Origin of the sequence: uncultured Ruegeria sp., from assembly GCF_947500045.1 — a bacterium.
Classification (GTDB): domain Bacteria; phylum Pseudomonadota; class Alphaproteobacteria; order Rhodobacterales; family Rhodobacteraceae; genus Ruegeria.
Window position 1 is genome coordinate 239,863 of record NZ_CANMQQ010000006.1, and the last position, 23,362, is coordinate 263,224.

The 23,362-nt window shown below is 57.5% G+C and carries 25 protein-coding genes; 9 read left to right on the forward strand and 16 right to left on the reverse strand.

The features are described from left to right. The first annotated feature begins 70 nt into the window (after nucleotides 1–70). Together Q1B46_RS12615 and Q1B46_RS12620 are read left to right on the forward strand one after the other, a co-directional pair. On the forward strand, nucleotides 71–913 hold the full coding sequence (locus Q1B46_RS12615; protein ID WP_299664415.1) for a TIGR00730 family Rossman fold protein: 843 nt from the start codon (nucleotides 71–73) through the stop codon (nucleotides 911–913). Between the two features lie 3 nt (nucleotides 914–916). Then, on the forward strand, nucleotides 917–2,017 hold the full coding sequence (locus tag Q1B46_RS12620) for a cystathionine gamma-lyase (protein ID WP_299948462.1): 1,101 nt from the start codon (nucleotides 917–919) through the stop codon (nucleotides 2,015–2,017). On the opposite strand, the gene Q1B46_RS12625 is transcribed toward Q1B46_RS12620, so the two are convergent. Continuing rightward, on the reverse strand, nucleotides 2,012–2,401 hold the full coding sequence (locus tag Q1B46_RS12625) for a hypothetical protein (protein ID WP_299664417.1): 390 nt from the start codon (nucleotides 2,399–2,401) through the stop codon (nucleotides 2,012–2,014). The genes Q1B46_RS12620 and Q1B46_RS12625 overlap by 6 nt on opposite strands. 162 nt (nucleotides 2,402–2,563) lie before the next feature. Between Q1B46_RS12625 and Q1B46_RS12630 the strand changes: the two genes are divergently transcribed. Both Q1B46_RS12630 and Q1B46_RS12635 read left to right on the forward strand, forming a co-directional pair. Further along, the gene (locus Q1B46_RS12630; protein ID WP_299948464.1) at nucleotides 2,564–3,481 is read left to right on the forward strand and encodes a J domain-containing protein; all 918 of its coding nucleotides are present in this window, start codon (nucleotides 2,564–2,566) and stop codon (nucleotides 3,479–3,481) included. Beyond that, a complete protein-coding gene (locus Q1B46_RS12635) occupies nucleotides 3,478–3,822 on the forward strand; it encodes a hypothetical protein (protein ID WP_299948466.1) in 345 nt (114 codons plus the stop codon). Before Q1B46_RS12630 ends, Q1B46_RS12635 begins: the two co-directional genes overlap by 4 nt. Nucleotides 3,823–4,067: 245 nt before the next feature. On the opposite strand, the gene Q1B46_RS12640 is transcribed toward Q1B46_RS12635, so the two are convergent. The 4 genes from Q1B46_RS12640 to Q1B46_RS12655 form a co-directional block, all read right to left on the reverse strand. Next, nucleotides 4,068–4,691 carry a cytochrome P460 family protein gene (locus Q1B46_RS12640; protein WP_299948468.1) on the reverse strand — a complete coding sequence of 208 codons (624 nt, stop codon included), beginning with the start codon at nucleotides 4,689–4,691 and terminating at the stop codon, nucleotides 4,068–4,070. A gap of 226 nt (nucleotides 4,692–4,917) precedes the next feature. After that, nucleotides 4,918–6,105, reverse strand: coding sequence for a 23S rRNA (adenine(2503)-C(2))-methyltransferase RlmN (gene rlmN / locus Q1B46_RS12645; protein ID WP_299948470.1), 1,188 nt, complete (start codon nucleotides 6,103–6,105; stop codon nucleotides 4,918–4,920). A gap of 78 nt (nucleotides 6,106–6,183) precedes the next feature. Next, on the reverse strand, nucleotides 6,184–6,561 hold the full coding sequence (locus tag Q1B46_RS12650) for a lysozyme inhibitor LprI family protein (RefSeq protein WP_299948472.1): 378 nt from the start codon (nucleotides 6,559–6,561) through the stop codon (nucleotides 6,184–6,186). Nucleotides 6,562–6,670: 109 nt separating this feature from the next. Further along, nucleotides 6,671–7,204, reverse strand: coding sequence for an invasion associated locus B family protein (locus tag Q1B46_RS12655; protein WP_299664427.1), 534 nt, complete (start codon nucleotides 7,202–7,204; stop codon nucleotides 6,671–6,673). Between the two features lie 178 nt (nucleotides 7,205–7,382). On the opposite strand from Q1B46_RS12655, the gene Q1B46_RS12660 reads away from it, so the two are divergent. Continuing rightward, nucleotides 7,383–8,381: an asparaginase gene (locus Q1B46_RS12660; protein ID WP_299948474.1), complete on the forward strand. Its 999-nt coding sequence runs from the start codon at nucleotides 7,383–7,385 to the stop codon at nucleotides 8,379–8,381. A gap of 3 nt (nucleotides 8,382–8,384) precedes the next feature. Here Q1B46_RS12660 and Q1B46_RS12665 read toward each other — a convergent pair whose 3' ends face one another. From Q1B46_RS12665 to hutI, 8 genes are all read right to left on the reverse strand, one after another. Continuing rightward, nucleotides 8,385–8,705 (reverse strand): hypothetical protein, encoded by a 321-nt coding sequence (locus tag Q1B46_RS12665; RefSeq protein ID WP_299664429.1) that lies wholly within the window; start codon nucleotides 8,703–8,705, stop codon nucleotides 8,385–8,387. Between the two features lie 22 nt (nucleotides 8,706–8,727). Continuing rightward, nucleotides 8,728–9,156, reverse strand: a complete 429-nt coding sequence (locus tag Q1B46_RS12670) for an SRPBCC domain-containing protein (protein WP_299948477.1) — start codon at nucleotides 9,154–9,156, stop codon at nucleotides 8,728–8,730. Then, nucleotides 9,144–9,473 (reverse strand): metalloregulator ArsR/SmtB family transcription factor, encoded by a 330-nt coding sequence (locus Q1B46_RS12675; protein ID WP_299948479.1) that lies wholly within the window; start codon nucleotides 9,471–9,473, stop codon nucleotides 9,144–9,146. Before Q1B46_RS12675 ends, Q1B46_RS12670 begins: the two co-directional genes overlap by 13 nt. 39 nt (nucleotides 9,474–9,512) lie before the next feature. After that, nucleotides 9,513–10,391, reverse strand: coding sequence for a phosphoserine phosphatase SerB (gene serB, locus Q1B46_RS12680; RefSeq protein WP_299948481.1), 879 nt, complete (start codon nucleotides 10,389–10,391; stop codon nucleotides 9,513–9,515). A 68-nt stretch (nucleotides 10,392–10,459) separates the two neighbouring features. Then, complete coding sequence (gene hutU / locus Q1B46_RS12685) at nucleotides 10,460–12,142, reverse strand: urocanate hydratase (protein ID WP_299948483.1); 1,683 nt, start codon at nucleotides 12,140–12,142, stop codon at nucleotides 10,460–10,462. Between the two features lie 2 nt (nucleotides 12,143–12,144). Next, on the reverse strand, nucleotides 12,145–12,936 hold the full coding sequence (gene hutG / locus Q1B46_RS12690; protein ID WP_299948485.1) for an N-formylglutamate deformylase: 792 nt from the start codon (nucleotides 12,934–12,936) through the stop codon (nucleotides 12,145–12,147). Next, on the reverse strand, nucleotides 12,936–14,471 hold the full coding sequence (hutH, locus tag Q1B46_RS12695; protein ID WP_299948487.1) for a histidine ammonia-lyase: 1,536 nt from the start codon (nucleotides 14,469–14,471) through the stop codon (nucleotides 12,936–12,938). Before hutH ends, hutG begins: the two co-directional genes overlap by 1 nt. Further along, entirely contained in the window at nucleotides 14,468–15,673 is a 1,206-nt protein-coding gene (gene hutI, locus Q1B46_RS12700) for an imidazolonepropionase (protein ID WP_299948489.1), read from the reverse strand. The genes hutH and hutI overlap by 4 nt, the downstream gene beginning before the upstream one ends. Nucleotides 15,674–15,754: 81 nt before the next feature. Between hutI and Q1B46_RS12705 the strand changes: the two genes are divergently transcribed. The 3 genes from Q1B46_RS12705 (at nucleotide 15,755) to Q1B46_RS12715 (ending at nucleotide 19,406) form a co-directional block, all read left to right on the forward strand. Beyond that, complete coding sequence (locus Q1B46_RS12705) at nucleotides 15,755–17,110, forward strand: formimidoylglutamate deiminase (protein ID WP_299948491.1); 1,356 nt, start codon at nucleotides 15,755–15,757, stop codon at nucleotides 17,108–17,110. Between the two features lie 6 nt (nucleotides 17,111–17,116). Next, complete coding sequence (locus tag Q1B46_RS12710; protein ID WP_299948493.1) at nucleotides 17,117–17,821, forward strand: GntR family transcriptional regulator; 705 nt, start codon at nucleotides 17,117–17,119, stop codon at nucleotides 17,819–17,821. A 67-nt stretch (nucleotides 17,822–17,888) separates the two neighbouring features. Then, the gene (locus Q1B46_RS12715; protein WP_299948495.1) at nucleotides 17,889–19,406 is read left to right on the forward strand and encodes a malonyl-CoA synthase; all 1,518 of its coding nucleotides are present in this window, start codon (nucleotides 17,889–17,891) and stop codon (nucleotides 19,404–19,406) included. 3 nt (nucleotides 19,407–19,409) lie between these two features. Here the strand turns inward: Q1B46_RS12715 and Q1B46_RS12720 are convergent, their stop codons facing one another. The 3 genes from Q1B46_RS12720 to Q1B46_RS12730 form a co-directional block, all read right to left on the reverse strand. Then, nucleotides 19,410–20,138 (reverse strand): metallophosphoesterase family protein, encoded by a 729-nt coding sequence (locus Q1B46_RS12720; RefSeq protein WP_299948497.1) that lies wholly within the window; start codon nucleotides 20,136–20,138, stop codon nucleotides 19,410–19,412. A gap of 123 nt (nucleotides 20,139–20,261) precedes the next feature. Then, the gene (gene serA, locus Q1B46_RS12725; protein WP_299664447.1) at nucleotides 20,262–21,857 is read right to left on the reverse strand and encodes a phosphoglycerate dehydrogenase; all 1,596 of its coding nucleotides are present in this window, start codon (nucleotides 21,855–21,857) and stop codon (nucleotides 20,262–20,264) included. A 71-nt stretch (nucleotides 21,858–21,928) separates the two neighbouring features. Then, nucleotides 21,929–23,110: a phosphoserine transaminase gene (locus Q1B46_RS12730; protein WP_299948499.1), complete on the reverse strand. Its 1,182-nt coding sequence runs from the start codon at nucleotides 23,108–23,110 to the stop codon at nucleotides 21,929–21,931. A gap of 60 nt (nucleotides 23,111–23,170) precedes the next feature. Between Q1B46_RS12730 and Q1B46_RS12735 the strand changes: the two genes are divergently transcribed. After that, the coding region (locus Q1B46_RS12735; RefSeq protein ID WP_299948501.1) for a hypothetical protein at nucleotides 23,171–23,362 on the forward strand (192 nt) is incomplete at its 3' end.

The window sequence follows — 23,362 nt, forward strand, 5'->3', positions numbered from 1 at the left end:
TCCGTGACTGGCACTCTGCCCGCGAACCCTATAGCTGTTTCATGAACACGCAAGCAGGGATCGACCACCGATGAGAGAAGACCGCCACAGCCCATTCCGCGATGCGCAGACCGACCGCTCAACCGCGAGCGAGGTTCCGGACACGCCCCAGACGCGATCCCCGGCCTATCGCCTTGCCTTCGCCGATGACGAGTTCCTGTGTCGGGACGAACTGCGCCCGGTGCGTTTGCAGCTTGAACTGCTCAAGCCCGAAATGATCATGACCGAGCGCGCGATCACCTCGACCATCGTCATGTTCGGCGGCGCGCGTATCCCGGAACCATCGCAGAAACACACGGCCCGGACTGAAACATTGGCCGGGTTGTCGCAGTATTATGACGAAGCACGGGAATTCGCCCGTTTGATGACCGAAAAGTCGAATGCAACGGGATGCCGTGAGAACGTTATTGTCACCGGCGGTGGCCCCGGAGTGATGGAGGCCGGCAACAGAGGTGCACAGGACGCGGGTGGCTGTTCTATCGGGCTGAACATCGTGTTGCCACACGAACAGGCACCGAACCTCTATGTCACGCCCGAGCTCAGCTTCAACTTCCACTATTTCGCTATTCGCAAGATGCACTTCCTGATGCGCGCACGCGCCATCACCATCTTCCCCGGCGGCTTTGGTACGATGGACGAGCTATTCGAATCCCTGACGCTGATCCAAACCGGCCGGATGGATCGTGTTCCATTCCTGCTGTTCGGGCGTGCGTTTTGGGAGAAAGTGATCAACTGGGAAGCTCTGGCTGATGCTGGCACCATCTCAGACGAGGATCTTGACCTGTTTCGGTTCGTCGATACCGCGCAAGAGGCGGTCGACATCATCGAAAACTGGGAGCCCGCTCCGCCACGCGACGAAATTCCGGGGCGCTGAGATATGACAGGGCCTAAGACCGGCGAGATGCTCCACCTGCGTGGGAACGCTCTGGACAAGGGCGAGCCGGTGGCGCTGCCGCTGACCCAAAGCAGTATGTACCATTTGCCGGGCGTGCCGGATGGGCAAGCCAGTTATGGGCGCGTTGACAACCCAACCTGGGTGCATCTGGAACACGTGCTGTCCCATCTGGAAAACGCACCTTGCCTCAGTTTTCCGTCTGGCATGGCGGCAATCTCGACAGCGCTGTTTGCCACTGTGCAGACTGGGTCGCGTTTGTTGATCCCATCGGACGGCTATTACGTCACGCGCCTTTTGGCTGATCGGTTCCTGTCGCGCCTCGGCGTTGTGGTCGAGGAACGTCCGACCACCGCGTTTACCGCAGGTGGCTTTGACGGGTTCGATGTGGTGTTTGTCGAAAGCCCCTCAAACCCCGGCCTGGATATGATCGACCTAAGCGCCGTGGCAGAGCAGGTACGCGCTGCGGGAGGCATCACCATCGCCGATAACACAACGATGACTCCGCTGGGCCAGCGCCCGTTGGACCTTGGCGTCGACGTTGTCGTCTCTTCGGATACCAAGGCGATGGGCGGACATTCCGACATGCTTATGGGGCACATCGCCAGCCGAAACCTCCAGATCATGGAGCGGGTCGAGGAATGGCGTAAAGTCTCAGGCGCAATACCCGGACCGCATGAGGCATGGCTGCTGCATCGCGGATTGGAAACGCTGGATGTACGGTTCGACCGCATGTGTACTTCGGCTCAGGTAGTGGCAGAACGGTTGGTTAAGCATCCCGCGGTCAAGCAGGTCCGCTATCCGGGTCTGACCGATGATCCGTCTCATGCGTTGGCGCGGGCGCAGACCACACGGTTTGGCTTTCTTCTATCTCTGACACTGGACAGCGAAGACAAGGCCGAGGCGTTCATCAATTCCTGCCCCCTGCTGCGCCCCGCAACATCCTTTGGCGGCGTCCACAGCTCGGCCGAGCGACGTGCGCGCTGGGGTGACGATGTCGATCCTGCCTTCATTCGGCTGTCTGTTGGATGCGAGCCGGTTGAGGAACTGTGGCAGGCCTTTGAGGCCAGCCTGAACGCGTTATGATTTCTTCTTGGGTTCACGTAGCTCAGTGAACACGTAGATCGGCAGCACGATGCTGGCGATCAACGCCCCCAGCCAAACCAGCAATGTCGCGGCCAGCAGGTTGGAAATGCCACCAACCGTCAGGCCAGCGGTGATCAGATCGGTCACCAACAGGCCGACAAAGGTGACGATCAGGGCGATTCCGCCCTTCAGCGCCGGGGCTTTCTTCTCGCCCAGCTTCAAGATCAACGGCTCTGCCACGACCTGAACCAGCGTGAAGACAATAACCACAATGATGAATGAGATCGGCTTGATTGCAAATTCCGCCAACAACAGCGAAGCAAGCAACAACCCGATGGCATTCCCGGCCAGCAGGGCCAGTGCGGACTTAATTCTGCGTGACATGGGGCGATCTCCGGCAAAGAACAATTCGAAACATGCAGATATTAGCAGGGCAAATGGGTTTTGCGAGGTAATTCGCCCCTACTGCGATTTTGACCTGTTGAAATCACATGATAAAATACCTTCATCAAAACCATAACACACTCCACATCGATGAGAGGCAAGATGAGCGACGATCCCTATTCCGTTCTTGGCGTCGCCAAAGACGCCAGCGATGCCGAGATCAAAAAAGCCTATCGGCGCATCGCCAAGGAGTGCCACCCGGACCTCAAGCCGGGCGACGCTGAGGCCGAAGCCAAGTTCAAAGCAGCCGCCTCCGCTTATGATCTGTTGAAAGACTCTGAGAAGCGCAAACGCTATGACAAAGGTGAGATTGATGCTTCGGGTCAGGAACGTCCACAGCAGCAATATTATCGGGATTATGCCGAAGCAGCAGGAAACCCTTATCGCGGAAATTCGGCTGAGCAGGACGACATGTCCGATATCTTCGCCGAATTCATGCGCGGGCGGGGTGGATATAACCAGCAATCTCACGAGTTCCACGCGCCTGGTCACAACCTGAACTATACGCTGCAGATCAGCTTTCTAGACGCTGTTTTTGGTGCCAGCCAAAAATTGACCCTGCCAGATGGCAACCGGATTGAGGTGAAAATACCTGCAGGAATTACAACTGGTCAGACCATCCGTCTGCGTGGCAAGGGGGCTCCGGGATATGGCGAAGGCCCAGCGGGTGATGCGTTGGTCACCATTTCGGTAGCGGATCATCCGGTGTTCGACCGTCAGGGCGATGACATCCACATCACGCTGCCCATCACCATTGATGAGGCCGTACTGGGCGGCAAAGTACCAGTGCCGACCATCGACGGAGGCGTAAATGTCAGCGTCCCTGCGGGCACCAGCAGCGGCAAGACCCTGCGCCTGCGCGGCAAAGGGGTTAAGAAACGCGGCAGCTCCGACCGGGGTGATCAGTTGATCGAACTGACTGTGACTATGCCCGACAAGGTGGATGATGAATTGAAGCAATTCATGGAAACATGGCGCAAAACCCACAGTTATGATCCGCGCAAAGGAATGCCGTCATGACCCGCACCCTGACCGAAGCTGAACTGATCGAAGCCATCACGCGCCTGACCTCGGATCGTTTGACTGAGTATCTGGCTGCCGAAATCGTAATCCCCGAGCAATCGGAGCAAGGTCTGCGATATCAGCGCATCGACGTCGCCCGGCTGGAACTGGCCTGCGAATTGCACGAGCAATACGATATGGAGGCCGATGCACTGTCGATGATGATCTCTCTGATCGACCAGATGCACGGGCTGCGCGCCGAGCTGCGCGAGGTTCTGAACGCTGTGGAGAAGCAACCAGAACCAGTCCGCCAGCAACTGATCGAGGTGATCGGCACAGCACGATTCCGTCGCAGGTAGGGGTGATTTGGACATGAGGCATTTGGAATAGAAGGCCGCCTTGATCCTTTAGCCGGTACGCTCATGACCCAGTCCAGATCGGAGTTGGATGCGAGGGCTGTTGTGCCAAACGCTGCAACGGTTGCCTGATCTTCTGGGAGGACGACAGATACGCCCTCGTCCGCGATGTTCTGTCATAACGCAAACAGGGTGAACAGCTCAGCCGCCGCGAGGTGACCGAACTGACGCTGCCGACGGCCTGACAGTCAGTTCTCGACGCGATAATCCTCAGGCACGTAGAATGTGTAATCGCGATCCGCGACCGCCTCGTGGCAGACATGACAATACGCGACTTCGGGCGCACGGAATCCCATCGTGTCGCCGAACAGAGAGCCATCCGGCATCACCATGATATAGCGCCAATCGGCGGTTTCAGGGTTGGCGCCCGCAGGCAATTTCTCCATCACGAACAACGCGCCGGGATGGACGTTGCCCTCGTCTGTGACGGTCATGCTGTCTTTAGCCAGAACGGACCCGACAGGCAAAACTTCACCCTCCTGCAGCGTTCCATAATTATGCGCCATGCGGTTGGCATAGCTGTTTACATAACGCTGCCCATGGGTTGCCGAGATATAGGGAGCATCATTGAATAGCGGCCACGCCTGATAATTCATAAGCAAATCCAACTGCGCCGCCGCGTACCCTCGCTGCATACGTTTGGACAGTGACTTGTAGTGGCTATTGGCGTCCACTTTGGACAGGTCCGCCGGGTTTTCTATAGCAAGATGAGCGTCTTGATCCGTGTTCTGCGCAAACCCCGTTGCAGAAACAAATCCCGACACTGCAATAGCCGCCACTATTCCACCGACCTGCAGATGTCTTTTAATCATTTTATGGCCTCCCTGACTGATCAGTTCGCCGAAATGCCGCTGTAGATTCAAAAAATGATAGCGGCCTTAAATGGTGTTGCCAGCACCGCCCCGGCAACCTCACCATCTTGTGTAAATTGGTGAGATCCCCCATCCAGAGCAGGTATTCGCCAAACATAACAAATTTTGAATGCTAAAACAGCAATCAATTCATTAAGTTTTCCACTGGGTGGCTTATCATCGGAAACTAGCGGTTCAGACCTGCCTCGGCCTCAATTTGCTTGCGTGATTTCCGGGCACGTTCGGTGGCCGATTTCAACTGACCACATGCCGCCATAATATCCTCACCTCGCGTCTTGCGGATAGGTGAGGCATAACCAGCCTGATAGATGATATTCGCAAAGGCTCGGATACGGTTGTTTGAGCTGCGCTTATATGGTGCGCCCGGCCATTCGTTGAACGGGATCAAGTTGATCTTGGCTGGTATCTTGTAGCGTTTGATGTGGTCAATCAGGCGGTGCGCATCCTCATCGCGGTCATTCACACCATCCAACATTACGTATTCAAACGTGATCCGCTCGGAGTTTGAAACTTTGGGATAGCTGGCGAGCGATTGCAACAGCTCTTCGATGTTCCACCGCTTGTTGATCGGCACCAGCACATCGCGGACTTCATCGGTTGTCGCGTGGAACGAGATGGCCAGCAGGCAACCGATTTCCTCGGCCGTGCGTGCAATCTCGGGCACTACTCCAGAAGTCGACAGAGTGATGCGACGACGGGACAAAGAAATCCCTTCGGGGTCCATCGCAATCTTCATCGCGTCACGGACATTTTCGAAATTGTAAAGCGGCTCGCCCATACCCATCAGTACGATGTTCGACAAAAGGCGCGTTTCGTCCTTGGGTGCGCCCGGCGTCGGCCATTCATCAAGGTCATCGCGCGCCATCATGACCTGCCCGACAATCTCGGCCGCGGTCAGATTGCGCACCAGTTTCTGCGTACCAGTGTGACAGAACGAACAGGTCAGCGTGCAACCGACCTGAGACGAGATACACAGCGTGCCACGATCTTCTTCGGGGATGTAAACCACCTCAACCTCGTGCCCGCCTGCGATACGGCACAGGTACTTGCGGGTGCCATCCTCGGACACTTGGCGGGTCACCACCTCGGGAATTTCAACTACGAAGCTTTCGGCCAGTTGCGCCCGGTAGGCTTTGGCCAGATTGGTCATCTCAGCAAAGTCGCGCACGCCCCGCTGGTAGATCCATTGCCAGATTTGACCTGTCCGCATCTTCGCCTGTTTCTCGGGCGTGCCATGTTCGATCAGCGCCTCGCGCAGTTGATCGCGAGTCAAACCGACAAGGTTCAGCTTCCCCTCGGGCAGCTTGCGAGGGATGGTCATGACATCTTGCGTGATCGGCGCGTTGGGCGACATTTGGCGTATCTCGATGGATTCTGGCTTGGGATGCGCCTCTATATAGGAACGCGCGCAAAGATCAAAAGAATTCGTGCTCTAATTTGCGTAGCGCAGCAATTCATCAACGCGCGTCCGACCAAGATCAACCCGGCAGGCCGTGATGGCAATGCCGGTGCCTGATCCTCCTCCAAACGAAGCGCCCACCGCTTCGCACTGCGCATCGCGATAGGTCGACCAAGCGCTTTGCGACGCCTCAAGCGCGGGCACGGCCACGACGCGCCCAGTGACATCATCCAGCTCTTGAGCCGCTGCCAACGCAAAGGAATAGCTGGTTTCAACCGCCGCGTTTACGCGCATTTCCATATCCGAGACACAGGATCCAATTTCCACCTGCGAGCCTGCGTCGGTACATTCCATCGCCGGATCCGCCATAGCCACGAAAGGAAACAACAAAGACACCAGAACCCATCGCATCAACCCATCCTCCAGACTGAGCCTTCTTCCTATCACGGATCAAATGAAGTGCCCAATCAAAGAAAACCCCGCCGGATAGCGGGGTTTTGCAAACATACCAGTGTGCAGCTTAGTTCGTGCAGCGCTTTTCGGCGTCTTCAATCGCGGCTGTAAAGCCCAGCAACGAGAATGTATCCTTGGTCTGCGTGCCGCGCTCCGAACGGGCGGTCAGCACAGCCTCACTTCCGCGCTTCATGGCCGTGACGATCTTTGCGTCATCCGAGGCTGTCGCAGGCCACGCCCACTCACCATCTGTGAACAATTCAAAATCACCGCCATCGACAACCAGATTAACGGTCGACCCAGGTGCAAACGGATAGCCTCCGGTAAAGGTAACCTGCCCTTTGACTTCGGCGTTCGGGCGGTAGAACACGAACAGCAGGATATCGCTGCGCCGCACGGAAACGACCCGGCCACCGCGAGTGTTCACGGTTTCTTTCGGGGCCGACACGCTCCAGCATTCGGTGGGGTCTTCCTCGACAAAAACGCTCCAATCGGTCTTTGCCGCGACGCGGTTAGTACTGGTCGATTGCTGAGCGATTGCCGTCGTCGCCATTCCTGCCACACACAGCCCCGCGATCACGCGGACGAGATTTAGTCCCATCTGTCCAGCCTCCTAGCCCGACCTTATACCTCATACCCATCGGGAATGCGTGCGAACCCTGCCGGTTCGTCTGTTCAGTTGCGTATCCCGATGATTGTCGACATACACACACTAACGCAGGTTTCGCCACAGGCGAAAGGGCGATTGGCAGATTTTTGCGCATGATGCAGGGGGGAACATGACACAAGCCGTACCAATGACCGAACTCTGGCGTGGATCATTGTTGGAAAGCCTGCATATGGGCCATGCGGTGATCTGTGATGACAGCGGTCAAATCGTACGCAGTTGGGGTGACCCGAGCGCAATGATTTATCCCCGGTCCTCTGCCAAAATGATCCAGGCTCTACCGCTCATCACATCAGGCGCGGCCGCGAAATATGGTTTGAACAGCGAGTATCTTGCACTGGCCTGTGCCTCGCACAACGGCGCGCATATCCATACTGACCGCGTGTCAGCCTGGTTGAACCACCTTGGCCTGTCCGAGCCTGATCTGCGTTGTGGTCAGCAAGAACCACAGGATATGGCAGCACGCGACGGGTTGATCCTGGCGGACGACACACCTTGTCAGATTCACAACAACTGCTCGGGTAAGCATTGTGGTTTTCTGACAGTCGCACAGCATATGGGCGCTGGACCCGAATATCTTGAGATTGACCACCCCGTTCAACAGGCCTGTCTTTCCGCAGTGGAAGAGACCACTGGGGAGACCAGCCCGACCTATGGAATCGATGGCTGTTCGGCTCCGAATTTCGCGACGTCACTGGCGGGGCTTGCGCGATCAATGGCATGGTTCGCCTCAGCCGCTGACCGTTCCGACCGCTCCAGCGAAGCGGCGGTGCAACTCACGGCAGCGATGGTGAAACACCCCGAGCTTGTCGCGGGCGAAACACGCGCCTGTACCGAGCTGATGCGGGCAATGAACGGACGTGCCGCAATAAAGACAGGGGCCGAGGCAGTCTTTGTCGCCATCATCCCTGAAAAACGCATGGGCGTTGCGCTGAAAATCACCGATGGTACCACCCGCGCAAGCGAATGCGCCATTGCCGCCATTCTGGTGAGCTTGGGTGTTCTGGAGGCCGATCACCCGGCCACTAGAAAATTCATGAACGCCACACAATACAGCCGTCGCGGGCTGGAATGCGGCATTATCAAACCAGCGCCGGGTTTCCCCGGCTAACGGTTACATCTCGATCTCATGCACCTCGGCCACTTCGACCGAGCCTGACCCGTTCACAACCATTGGGCAGCCCTTGGCCATCTCGGTTGCGGCCTCAATGCTATCGGCCTTTACGACGGTAAAGCCCGAGGCCGGATTTGCACCGCCATTGTCGGCAACCCCGCTGCCGCTGACGGTATAGGACTGGCCGACCGGGTTGCCCGGGATCTCTAATGCCCCGCCGATGTTCTGAAACCATGCACCCCACGCGGCCATGGTCGATTCGACCTCAGCCGGATCGGTTGGGGTGTGACCCCCGTGATAAACAAACAAATATTGGGGCATATCGCTCCTCCCTGATGAAAACCTACTTGCAAAGTGCTTCGAGCTTGCGCAGCGAAGACGTCCAGCCTTCGTTATGATTAGTTGCGGAATCGGCATCGACAAGCTCACGGTGGTCAACGACCAACCTTGATCCAGTGTCGGTGGCAGCGACCGAAAAGGTCACATGGCTTTCTGCCCCGCGCTGATCCTGATCGTCATGCCAGGCCCAGGTGAACCCGACCGACTTTGGAGGGTCGATATGGGTGACATGACCCGAGACCTTGAATTGCTGTCCCTCGCCATTCTGCATCACCGAATACCACGGCCCGATACGCGAGAAATCGAGGTCATGTTCCGGTACATGCAATCCCTCGGGTCCCCACCACTGCAGCAATTTGGTGCCGTCACTGACCCATGCAAATAATATCTCGGGGCTGACGGGAAAATCTCGTTCCAGTTTCAGGTCGGCCATGAATTCTCCCTTTCGATGAGTTCGCCCAGACGGTCGAGACTGCCCTCCCAGAACTGCCGTTTCGAGATCGTCCATTCGGCAATCACGCGCAGCCCCTCGGGTTGCACCGAATACATCCGTTGCGTACCGCACACCCGTTGTTGCACCAACCCGGCTTCGCGCAAAACTTTTAGATGGCGCGAGACAGCGGCCCCTGACATGGCTTTGCCATCGATCAGGTCTCTGACGGGCAGTTCACCTTGTTCCATCAGTTGCTCGACAATCGAGAACCGGGTGGCATCAGACAAAGCGGAAAATGTGGCCAGAAGCGTGTTCATGGCTCCATTTAACACAATTGTTAAATAGAGGGAAGCCCTTTATAGGCCGTGAAACTCAGACCTGCTGTACCCTTGCAGATAAAGCAGTGCCGTCAGATCACCGTGGTTGATCCGCACATTGCATTCTACGGCGACCGAGGGCTTTGCATGCAACGCGACACCTGTTCCGGCCCGACCCAGCATGCCAAGATCATTGGCCCCGTCGCCGACGGCGATCACGTCAATCTCTGAGATACCCAGACGGTTTGAAATCTGTTCAAGCGCTTCGATTTTTGCCTGCCGTCCCAGAATAGGCCGCTTCACATCGCCGGTAAGCTTACCACCCTCCGCCAGCAGGGTGTTCGCCCTGTTTTCGTCAAACCCAAGTTCTTTGGCGACGCTGGCCGAAAAGGCGGTAAACCCGCCCGATACCAATGCGGCATAGGCCCCGTTCGCACGCATTGTGGCCAGCAGGGCCTTGCCACCGGGCATCAGAGTGATCCGTTCATCTAGGACCTTGCCGATCACGCTTTCATCCAGCCCCTTCAACAGGCCAACACGCTCAGTCAGCGCACCTTCGAAATCCAATTCGCCATTCATGGCGCGCGCGGTGATATCCTTGACCCGCTCGCCCACACCAGCCTCATCAGCCAGTTCGTCAATGCATTCCTGCTGGATCATCGTGCTGTCCATATCGGCCAGCAGCATCTTTTTCCGGCGCCCCTCTGCCCGCTGGACGGTCAGGTCCACGCCTAACTGTTGCAGATCGTCCCAGACATCCCAACGATTGCCGGGAACCTCCGGTATCGAGAACTCAGCAGCTTCATCAGGATTAAGCCAGTTTGCCTCGCCGCCGCCCCAGGCATTCCGCAACGAGTCTACCAGCGTTGCATCCAGCGACGGGGCCGCCGGGTTGGTCAGCAGAGTGGCTACGTACATGTCAGACCTCCGGTTAGCGCACCCGCGAGATATCGCAGGTGCAGCATTTTCGCCAGAGGCAGTTTGACCTAGCCCAGAATACCCGGCAGCCGCAGCCCATGTTCGCGGGCACAATCCTTGGCGATCTCATACCCCGCATCCGCGTGGCGCCACACCCCCGAGGCCGGATCGTTCCAGAGCACGCGCTCCAACCGCCGCGCCGCGTCTTCGGTACCATCCGCACAGATCACAACGCCTGCATGCTGGCTGAAGCCCATGCCAACACCACCACCGTGATGCAATGAGACCCAAGTCGCGCCACTGGCGGTATTGATCAGAGCGTTCAACAGCGGCCAATCCGACACAGCGTCCGAGCCGTCCAGCATCGCCTCTGTCTCGCGGTTCGGGCTGGCGACCGAGCCCGAGTCCAGATGATCTCGCCCAATAACAACAGGCGCTTTCAACTCACCGCTGGCAACCATTTCATTGAACGCCAATCCGGCTCGGTGACGATCGCCAAGGCCGATCCAGCAAATACGCGCCGGAAGGCCCTGAAACGCGATACGTTCCTGCGCCATGTCCAGCCAGCGATGCAGATGTTCGTTCTCGGGGAACAGTTCCTTCATCTTGGCGTCGGTCTTGTAAATATCCTCGGGATCACCCGACAGCGCGCACCAGCGGAACGGGCCAATCCCCTTGCAGAACAGCGGGCGGATATAGGCAGGCACAAACCCGGGGAACGCAAAGGCATTCTCAAGCCCTTCGTCCTGCGCCACCTGCCGGATATTGTTGCCGTAATCCAACGTAGGAACGTCTGCATTCCAGAAATCCACCATCGCAGAAACATGCTGCCTCATCGAAGCCCGCGCAGCTTTTTCTACTGCTTTAGGATCGGATTCACGCTTGTCGCGCCATTCCGCCATCGACCAGCCGATCGGCAGATACCCATTGATCGGGTCATGTGCGCTGGTTTGGTCGGTGACGATATCCGGGCGCATACCTCCGGCCTGCATGCGGGCATAAATCTCGGGGAAAATCTCAGCCGCGTTCCCTAACAGACCAACAGATTTCGCCTCACCCGCTTTGGTCCAGCGGTCGATCATATCAAGCGCTTCGTCAAGCGTCTCGGCCTTTTCGTCCAGATATTTGGTGCGTAGGCGGAAATCGATCGATTCCGGATTACACTCAACCGCCAGACAGCTGGCCCCGGCAAACACTGCGGCTAGGGGCTGTGCGCCGCCCATGCCCCCCAAGCCTCCCGTCAGAATCCATTTGCCTGTCAGATCACCACCATAATGCTGACGCCCGGCCTCGGCAAAGGTCTCATACGTACCCTGCACGATGCCTTGCGTCCCGATGTAGATCCATGATCCAGCAGTCATCTGGCCATACATCATCAGGCCCTTCTTATCGAGCTCGTTGAAGTGATCCCAATTGGCCCAATGCGGAACGATGTTCGAGTTCGCGATCAGGACGCGCGGCGCGTCCCTATGTGTTTGGATGATCGCAACCGGCTTGCCTGACTGGACGATCAGCGTTTCATCCTCTTCCAGATCCTTCAGCCCTGCGACGATCCGGTCGAAATCATTCCACGTCCGTGCAGCACGTCCAATGCCGCCATAAACCACCAGCTCATGCGGGTTTTCTGCCACATCCGGGTGCAGGTTATTCATCATCATCCGCAGTGGTGCTTCGGTCACCCAGCTTTTGGCGTTCAACTCTGTGCCCGTGGGCGGATAGATATCGCGGGTATTTTTGCGAGGGTCGGTCATGGTTAAAGCTCCAATGCAGTGTCTTGGATGGCGTCGAGGATATCCACCAGCCAACGGCGCAAGCGTTTGGCTTTCTTCTCGTCAAACCCCCAAGGCGGGGTTTCGGTGGACAAATAGGTAGATTGCGCCAGCTCCATCTGAATAGCGTGCTGGCCTTGGTCAGGGCGGCCATATTGCCGGGTGGTCCAGCCCCCACGGAACCGCTCGTTCAGGACTGTGCTGTAGGGGGAAGAATGTGCGAATTCGTAAGCGGCGGCCTCGATACCGGACGCACAGGTCACGCCGCCATCGGTGCCAATATTCATATCCGGCAAGGTGCCCTCAAACAGAAATGGGATTCTGCTGCGGATCGAGTGACAATCGAATAAGATCGCAACCCCGTGTCTTGCCCGAACTCTCGCAAGCTCTTGCGCAAGTGCTTCGTGGTATGGCGCGTGATAGGCCGAGCGGCGCTGCTCGATCTCGTCGACCGAAGGCTCCTGCCCGTCCGACCAGATCGATTGGCCATCAAAGTCGGTCAAAGGAACCAGAGTTGTTGTGTTCTGCCCCGGATAAAGCGACACGCCTGCTGGGTCTCGGTTTGCGTCAATGACATAGCGGTGGATGTGGGATTGAACGACCGTCGCATTAGCCAACAACCCATCATAGAGCTGGTTGATGTGCCAATCCGTGTCCGCCAGCATCTGCCCATTCGTATTCAGCCGCGCGGCAATCTCATCGGGCACAAACGTGCCGCCATGAGGCTGCCCCAGTACGATAGGCCCGTCCCCTCGCTGAACGCTGAAGACCTGCATTACGAAAGATCCGGCATGGGCACGTCAGCGGCGCGCAAAAAAGCTCCGCTTTCGACCAAGACTTTTGCGGTTTCCAACTCTGGCGCCAAATAGCGATCATCACCAAGCGATGGGATATCTTCGCGCAACCGATCAACCACGCTGATCAGCGCATGGCTGGTCGCAAGCGGCGCGCGGAATTCGATACCTTGTGCGGCGCACAGCAATTCGATTCCCAAAATGTAGTTCAGGTTATCAACCATGCGACTTAGTCGCCGCGCACCGTGGGCGGCCATCGAGACATGGTCTTCTTGATTGGCCGAAGTGGGCGTGCTGTCGGTCACGCAGGGGTTGGCCAAATGCTTGTTCTCGCTCATCAACGCGGCCGTGGTGACCTCGGCGATCATCAGGCCCGAATTCAACCCCGGCTCGGGTGTTAAGAACGGCGGCAGATCAAAGCTGAGCGTCGGATCAACCATCAGCGCGATCCGGCGCTGCGCGATTGCCCCGATCTCGGACAGGGCCAGCGCCATCATATCGGCGGCAAAGCCCACGGGTTCGGCATGGAAATTCCCGCCCGAGACGATGGCATCCGGATCGGTCAGAACCAGTGGGTTGTCGGTGGCAGCGTTGGCCTCGATCACAAGCGTTGCGGCGGCCTGCCGGATCACATCCATTGCCGCACCTGTCACCTGCGGCTGGCAGCGGATGCAATATGGGTCTTGAACCCGTGTATCCCCTTCACGATGGCTTTCGCGAATCTCGGAACCGTCCAGCGCAGCCCGCATCGCAGACGCCGCTTCGATCTGCCCGCGATGACCGCGCAGCGCGTGTATCTCAGGCTGCAGCGGGGCGGTGGAGCCCATGATTGCATCCGTTGAGGCCGCCGAAATCACCAGCGCGTTTTGTGCAGAACGCCATCCTTCGAACAGACCAGCCAGAGCATAAGCCGTTGAAAACTGCGTCCCGTTGATAAAGGCCAGGCCTTCCTTGGGTCCAAGCTGTATCGGCTCTAATCCGGCAGCTTTCAAAGCGTCCGCACCCGGCATAACGGTGCCGTTCACCTCGGCCTCACCCTCGCCGATCACAACTGCGGTCATATGCGCCAATGGCGCAAGATCACCTGATGCGCCGACCGAACCCTGCGCCGGGATCACAGGCGTCACACCACGCGCCAGCATGTGTTGCAGCAGATCGACAAGCTCCCACCGGACCCCGGACGCGCCGCGCCCGAACGACAACAATTTCAACGACATCATCAGCCGCGCCAACCGACGCGGTACAGCGGGACCAACCCCACAACAATGGCTGAGGATCAGGTTCCGCTGCAGGGTTGAGGTATCCTTAGCCGCAATCTTGTGGCTCGCCAATTTTCCGAACCCTGTATTCACGCCATAAACCGGCTCGGTCCCTTCGGCGGCGCGCGCAATTCGGGCAGCGGCTGCATCAACTTTCGGTCGGCACGAATCGTCCAGCGAAATTGCAGCCTCGGCCCAATAAATCTCGGCCAGTTGGTCCAGCGAAACCTGACCCGGAGTGAGCGAAAGAGATGTCATTCCAGACCTCCATAAATACGTTTGTGCAGGGGGTTGAAACCGATGCGATACGACAGCTCGGCCGGATGCGTTACATTCCAAATGGCCAGATCAGCGCGTGACCCTGCTGTGATAGTGCCCGTGTCCTCAAGACCCAGAGCTCTGGCCGCGACGCGTGTGACGCCTGCCAATGTTTCCTCAGGCGTCATCCGAAACAGGGTGCACCCCATGTTCATCGTCAAAAGCAAAGAAGTCAGGGGCGACGATCCCGGATTACAATCGGTCGCCAGCGCCATCGGAACATTGTGTTGGCGCAGCAGTTCAACCGGTGGGGCCAGCGTTTCGTGTAGTGTATAGAATGCACCCGGCAGCAGGACCGCAACGGTACCGGCGCCAGCCATCGCTGCAACGCCGTCGGCGTCCAGATATTCTATGTGATCAGCGGACATAGCCCCATAAGCCGCCGCCAGTTTGGCACCGCCCAGATTGGACAATTGTTCAGCATGCAGCTTCACGGGCAAGCCAAGCTCTTGCGCGACAACAAAAACCCGCTCGATCTGCGTGGGATCAAAGGCAATGCCTTCGCAAAACCCATCCACCGCATCCACCAGACCTTCGGAATGGGCCGCACGCAGGGTGGGGATGCACACCTCGTCGATATAGACATCGTCACGGCCTGCATATTCCGGCGGAACAGCGTGTGCACCCAGAAAACTTGTCCTAACCCGAACAGGCCGCTCAAGCGCGATCCGGCGCGCCGCACGCAACATGCGCAGCTCAGTCTCGGTATCGAGCCCATAGCCCGACTTAACCTCGATGCAGGACACGCCTTCGGCCAGCAGCGCATCTACGCGCGGCAGGGCGCCCTCAAGCAGCTCATCTTCTGACGCCGCGCGCGTACCGTTCACGGTTGACAAGATACCACCGCCCGCACGCGCGATTTCTTCGTAGGTCGCCCCGTTCAGGCGCATTTCAAACTCAACCGCGCGGTTGCCTCCGAACACAACATGCGTGTGGGCATCAATCAAAGCCGGCGTGATCAATCGGCTGCCATAATCGACCCGCTCCCATTCGGCATAAGAGCCGGGGATATCGGCCTGACGGCCAGCCCAGACTATTTGCGAGCCTTCGATGGCAATCGCACCATCCTCGATCATCCCATAGGGTTGATCACCCCCCATGGTGGCGACGTGTTTGCTGCAAAGAACGGTTTTTTTCGTCATGGCGATTCTTTTAGGCTCCCCCTGCACTTAATTTTTTCGTATACGGGTAAAAGGATAAAGTCTACACAAAATGGAATTGCGATGACGGTTCATGCTAAAACCGCCTTGTTGGGCCCTAAGTGGGTTCGCGACCTTCGGGTCGAAGTCGAACACGGCCGGATTACGAAGTTGGAACAAAGCAGCAAGCCACAGCAAGGAGACACCTGTGTCGATGTCTTGCTGCCCGCCTTGGCAAACCTGCACAGCCACGCCTTCCAACGCGCGATGGCTGGTATGACCGAAACCCGCGCAGCCGGGCGCGAAAGCTTCTGGACCTGGCGTACTTTGATGTACCGCTTTCTGGACCGTCTGAACCCGGAACAGATCGAAGCCATCGCCGCATTGGTTTTCATGGAGATGCAGGAAGCCGGATATGCGTCGGTCGGGGAATTTCATTATGTCCATCACCAACCCGGCGGCACACCTTATGCGCAGCTTTCCGAATTAAGCCAACGCATCTTTTCCGCAGCAAACCAAACCGGGATCGGCCTGACGCACTTGCCGGTTCTTTACACCTACGGCGGCGTTACGCAGGAACCGCTGGCAGGCGGACAGTTGCGGTTCGGCAATGATGTGGACAGCTTCCTGCGGCTTGTCGAAGACTGCGATCCGTTACTGCCCGATGCAGACAGCCAGATAGGTATCGCGCCGCATTCCCTGCGGGCAACGTCCCCGGATGATTTGCGGTGGGTGCTGGATCAAACGCCTGAAGGCCCGGTGCATATCCATATCTCGGAACAAGTACAGGAGGTTGCTGATGTCGAGGCCGCGCTGGGTCAGCGCCCGGTGGAATGGCTGCTGAACAATGCGGACGTGAACGAACGCTGGTGCCTGATCCATGCCACCCACATGACCGATGATGAGACGCGCGCCCTCGCCCAATCCGGTGCTGTGGCCGGGCTTTGCCCGATTACCGAGGCAAATCTCGGGGATGGCATCTTTAACGGGGCCGTCTACACCGAGAACAACGGCGCTTTTGGTGTTGGGTCAGACTCGAATGTTCGCATTTCGCTGCCCGAGGAACTGCGAACCCTGGAATATTCCCAACGTCTGCGCGACAAGGCTCGCACGGTTCTGGTGCAGGGCGAAGGTTCGGTCGGTCAGTCGCTTTACACCGGAGCCGCCCGAGGCGGTGCGCAGGCCCTGGGACGCGAGGCCGGAGAGATTGCCTTAGGTCAGCTGGCCGATATGGTTGCGATCGACCGGAGCCACCCGACGCTCTGCAGCTTGCGCGACGATCAACTGCTTGATGGCCTCAGCTTTGCAGCACCAGACGGAACCGTGACCGACCTGTGGTCAGCCGGGCGCCATCAAGTGCGCGACGGTCGCCACATCGCCCGCGATTCGATCCTGACAACCTATCGCGCCGCGATGACCGACCTTTTGGCAGATATCTGAGCTGACATGACCCAACCCAGCGACACGACAAGCTACAAGGATATCAAGCAGACCGTTCTGCGCCGTATTCGATCGGGTGAGTTGCAACCCGACGCGCTGCTGCCGAACGAACAGGAACTTGCCATCGAGTTTTCGTGCACCCGCACCACGGTCAATCGCGCGCTGCGCGAGCTTGCAGATGAGGGGTACCTGGAACGCCGTCGAAAGGCTGGGACCCGGGTTTTGAGCGCACCGCACCGACAAGCGCGGTTCACCATTCCTTTGGTCCGCGATGAGGTCGAGGCGTTAGGTGGCACCTACCGATATGCACTAGTGTCATCTGACCTGCAGCCTGCCCCGGATTGGCTGAGTGCCCGGCTTGCCCTGCGGCCGGATCAGAACGTGATGCATGTACGATGCATGCATTATTCCGGTAACACGCCTTTTCAATTCGAAGACCGGTGGATCGTGGTCGACAGCGTCCCGCAGGTGGAACAGGCGGATTTCTCAACCATCGGGCCCAACGACTGGCTGGTGCAAACAGTGCCTTTCACCAATGTCGAACTGACCTTCTTAGCCAGCCGCGCCGATGCCACCCTGGCCGGGTTCTTGGATGTTCCCGAAGGTGAACCCGTCTTTACCGCCGAACGCATCACATGGCTGCAAGGTCAGCCGGTAACCTTCGCCAAGATGTATTTCGCAGTCGGCTACCGGATGACCACAGAATTCTGATTATCCGGGCTTTACCCTTTGCCATTTCCAAGACAGAGTTTCCGCGTCGGATGGAAAGGATTTCGGGATGGGCAACCCGCTCTATGATCGTTTGTTTGGCATTCACGCGGGCAAGGACACGCCGTTTTTGCACCTTCCCGATGGTCAGGCACTGACACATGCCGGATTTCTGGACATGGCCGCGCGATTTGCCAATGCTCTGACCGGATTAGATCTGGAACCGGGTGATCGTGTGGCGGTGCAGGTGGAGAAATCAGCCGAGGCACTGGCGCTCTACGCTGCTTGCGCGCAAGCGGGGTTGATCTTTCTACCGCTTAATACAGGCTACACGGCTCAGGAATTAAACTATTTCATCGAAAACAGCGGCGCTTCCCTGGTGGTGTGCGACACCGCCCATGAGACAGGGCTTGCCGAAGCCGCGCAGAGGAACGGCGCCCGGTTAGAGACACTGAATTCCGACGGTTCGGGCAGTCTGTCACGGCGTGCACTGGGGATGTTACCTGCATTTGAACCCGCGCACCGATCCGAGGATGATCTGGCCGCGTTGCTCTATACCTCTGGCACGACAGGGCGCTCGAAAGGGGCGATGCTGACGCAGGCCAATCTGCTGTCGAACGCGGAAACGCTGGTGCAGGCGTGGCGCTTCACCAACCGCGACGTGCTGCTCCATGCCTTACCGATCTTTCACACCCACGGGCTGTTTGTGGCCACCAATGTCGTTCTTGCCTCTGGTGGGTCGATGATCTTCCTGCCGAAGTTCGACCTAGACGACATGTTGCGCCTTATGCCGCAGGCAACAACGATGATGGGCGTACCCACCTTTTACACCCGCTTGCTGAGCGACAACCGTTTTACCCGGGAACTGACACAGGACATGCGGCTGTTCATTTCAGGCTCAGCACCCTTGCTGGCAGATACGCACGTTCAATTCGAAGACCGGACGGGCCATCGGATTCTGGAACGCTACGGCATGACCGAAACGAATATGAACACTTCAAATCCATACGACGGTGAACGCCGGGCAGGAACGGTTGGGTTCCCATTGCCGGATGTCGAGTTGAAAATCACCGACCCCGAAACGGGTGAGACCCTGCCGGATGGCGACATCGGGATCATCGAGGTTCGCGGCCCGAATGTGTTTCAGGGTTACTGGCAAATGCCCGAGAAAACCGCGGCAGAATTGCGCGAAGACGGGTTCTTCGTCACCGGCGATCTGGGGCGCTTCGACGAAGATGGTTATATCCACATCGTCGGGCGCGGCAAAGACCTGATCATCTCAGGCGGGTACAACATCTACCCCAAAGAGATTGAATTGCTGCTGGACGAACAACCCGGCGTACTGGAGAGCGCCATAATTGGCGTTCCACACCCGGATTTTGGGGAAACGCCGGTCGGTATTCTGGTCCCCGCCCCCGGCGAAACACCAGATATCGACGCAATCACGGTTAGGGTCCACCACGCGATTGCCCGGTTCAAACACCCCCGCCAGTTAATCGTGCTGGACGAATTGCCCCGCAACACGATGGGCAAGGTGCAAAAGAACATCCTGCGCGAAAACTACAAAGACCTGTTCGCCAAAACCTGAGCGTCAGGGCGCCAGCGCAATACGCCCTTTATTGGTCAGTTGCCAGCATTCCAACCCTTCGAACATGGCAACGCCAACCGGGCGTCCGTACCCAGCACCACTGTCCAGATTGATGCGATTGCCATAATGCGTCATCCGGTCCACCGGCGTATGCCCATGCACAATCAGTTTCGGATGCGGCCCCCTGTGGCTGTGAAAGGTGTTCCTGATCCAGACCAGATCATTTTCCCGCTGCTCTTTCAGAGAAATCCCGGGCCGAATACCCGCGTGAACAAATGCGATCTCAGGCGTCTGATGCATCGCTACCAGCCTTTGCAGAAACATCCGATGCGATTCGGGAACCGCGCCCCGTGCCATCGCATGCAAATCCTCTAGCCGGGTCCGCTGATCGAAGACCACATCATAGCTTTGCAGCGTTTCGACACCACCCAACCGTTCGTGAAGCCAATGGTAACCAACTAGCATATGCGGGTCATGGCGCGGCACATCCTCAAGAAACCATGAAAACATCCGGTCGTGGTTGCCCAAAAGGGTGATCCACCGTTTACCTGCATCGCGCCCGGCGATCAGCTGCTCTAACACCCCTCGGCTGTCAGGTCCCCTATCGACATAGTCGCCCAGAAACACAATCTCAGCCTCGGGCCCACCGTCGTGTTCAATCAGAGACAAGGCACGCTCGAACTCGTCCACGCGCCCGTGCAGATCTCCAACTGCGTAGATCGGATTGGTCATCAGATTCCTTTCTGGCCTAAGACGTGCTGCATTTCTGACGTAAATTCAGAACTTTGAAAAGGCGATGCCCGCGCCTTGGGCAGGCGCGGGCATTGATCTGTCTCGGGAATTCAACAACCGCGATCAGGCGACATCGAACTCCAATGGTTTGATCTGCGTGAACAGGCCCGTTTCTGCAAGCTTCGCACGCGCTTCTGCCGGAACAGGTTCGTCGACATAAAGCAAGGCAATCGCTTCTCCACCAGCCTCGGACCTGCCAAGGGTAAAGTTGGCGATATTCACCTCGTTCTCACCCATGGTCTGGCCCAGAGCACCAATGATACCCGGCACGTCCTCGTTCGTGGTATAAAGCATATGCGCCCCAATCTCAGCATCGATATTGATACCCTTGATCTGGATAAAGCGCGGCTTGCCATCGCTGAACACAGTACCGCCGATGGACCGCTCGCGCTTTTCGGTCACTACGGTCACTTTGATGTACCCCTCAAACGCGCCGGATTTGTCCTGATTGGTGGTCGAAATCTGGATGCCCCGCTCTTTCGCGACAACCGGGGCTGAAACCATGTTAACCTCGGGATTGAACTTCTTCATGATACCCGCGACCACCGAACAATTGAGCGCCGCGAGGTTCATCTCGGCAGCAACACCATCATAAAGAATGTTGATCGCATTAACCGGCTCATCCGTCATCTGACCGATAAAGCTGCCCAAGTGTCCGGCCAGCTTGATCCACGGGCCCATGACCTTGGCCTCTTCGGCGGTAACGCTCGGCATGTTCAGCGCGTTCTCGACCGCGCCAGTCAGCAGGTAGTTCGAGATCTGTTCGGCCACCTGCAGCGCCACGTTTTCCTGTGCTTCGGTCGTGGCTGCGCCAAGGTGCGGCGTGCAAACCACGTTGGGCAGGTTGAACAGGGCATTGTCCTTGGCCGGTTCTTCGCTGAACACATCAAACGCCGCACCGGCAACATGGCCGGATTGCAACGCTTCGGCCAGAGCCTCTTCATCGACCAGACCACCGCGCGCGCAGTTGACAATGCGCACGCCCTTTTTGGTTTTTGCCAGATTCTCACGGCTTAGGATGTTTCGGGTCTGATCGGTCAGCGGCACATGCAGGGTGATAAAGTCGGCGCGCTTCAACAACTCATCCAGCTCAACCTTTTCAATGCCCTTTTTCGCGGCTTTTTCTTCGCTCAGATAAGGATCATAAGCGACAACCTTCATCTTCAGACCCAAAGCGCGTTCACAAACAATGCCACCAATATTGCCCGCACCAATAACGCCGAGCGTCTTGTTGGTCAGTTCGATTCCCATGAATCTGGACTTTTCCCACTTGCCTGCATGGGTTGAGGTGCTGGCCTCGGGGATTTGCCGCGCCACGGCGAACATCATCGCAATCGCGTGCTCGGCAGTTGTGATCATGTTGCCGAACGGCGTGTTCATCACGATCACGCCTTTCTTCGAGGCCGCGTCCTTGTCGACATTGTCAGTGCCGATGCCCGCGCGACCGATAACTTTCAGGTTATCCGCCTTTTCCAGCAGGGTCGGAGTCACCTTCGTCGCAGACCGAATGGCAAGGCCGTCATACTGACCAATCACTTCTGCCAGTTTGTCTTTGTCCTTGCCCAATTCGGGCATGAAATCCACGTCGATCCCGCGGTCACGGAAAATCTGAACAGCGGTTTCGCTGAGCTTGTCGGAAACGAGTACTTTAGGGGCCATATTTCTGGTCCTTGATATTTTGGGAAACGTCTGGGCCACGGGCGGCCCAGAATTTTCGTCGAAAATTCTTGTCAGGCGGCTGCCGATTGCGCTGCGATCTCGGCTTGATACGCCCAGTCCAGCCAAGGCAGCATCGCCTCGATATCCGAGGTTTCAACCGTACCTCCGCACCATATGCGCAAACCCGCAGGTGCATCGCGATACGCACCGATATCCAGCGCGATATTCTCGGCCTCCAGCCGCTTGGCAACGGCTTTGGCAAAGGTTGCCCCATCCTGAATTCGCGGATCGGTGAACTTCAAACACACCGAAGTATTGGATCGCGTCGCTGCATCCTCAGCCAGATTTGCGATCCAGTCGTTCCGGTCACAGAACGCATGCACCGCTCCGGCGTTGGCGTCCGCCCGGTCGATCAATCCCTGCAAGCCGCCAACCGAACGCGCCCAATCGAGTGCGAAAAGGTAATCTTCGACTGCCAGCATCGATGGTGTGTTGATCGTAGCACCAGTAAAGATACCCTCGATCAACTTGCCACCTTTGGTCAGGCGGAAGATCTTCGGCAATGGCCATGCGGGCGTGTAGCTTTCCAGCCTTTGAACTGCGTGGGGGCTGAGGATCAGCATCCCGTGGGCAGCCTCACCGCCCAGAACTTTCTGCCAGCTAAAGGTGGTCACATCCAGCTTGTCCCAAGGCAAATCCATCGCAAAGGCAGCCGATGTCGCATCACAGATCGTCAGACCCTGACGGTCGTCTGCAATCCAGTCACCATTTGGAACCCGCACACCCGAGGTCGTGCCGTTCCACGTAAACACCACGTCATTGGCAAAATCGACAGAAGCAAGATCAACGATCTGCCCATAGTCGGCAGTTTTCACTTCAGCGTCGATCTTCAGCTGCTTGATTACATCCGTTACCCAGCCAGACCCAAAGCTTTCCCACGCCAGCATCTCAACTTTGCGCTCACCCAGCAGCGACCACAGCGCCATTTCAACCGCGCCGGTGTCCGACGCGGGAACGATCCCGATTTTGTAATCTGCGGGAATACCCAGCACTTCGCGTGTGCCTTCGATCGCCGCTTTCAGCTTGTCCTTGCCGACTGCAGCGCGGTGCGAACGGCCCAACGCGGCATCGGCCAGTTTGGCCAGATCAAATGTAGGGGGTTTGGCGCAGGGGCCCGAGGAAAAACGCGGATTGGCCGGCCGCATATCAGGTTTGCGCACGGTGTCGTGCGACACCGGTTGTTCGATAGTCATGTGTATTACCCTTCCAGATACACGCCCCTCGTTGGGGAGGGGTGTCCCACGGACAGACGTATGAGCCCTTTGCACCTGCAGCAAGCAGAAAAGACCCATCGACGCCAAAAAACGACATCAGGAAGGGATGCAAATTGGAACAGAGGTTTCCGATTGGCGAAAAAAACCCCGCCGATTTTTGGCGGGGTTTTTTGTGTTTTGTGGTTTTTGTTTTGTGATTATTCTGCGGCGTCTTCGTATTCTGACATTGGG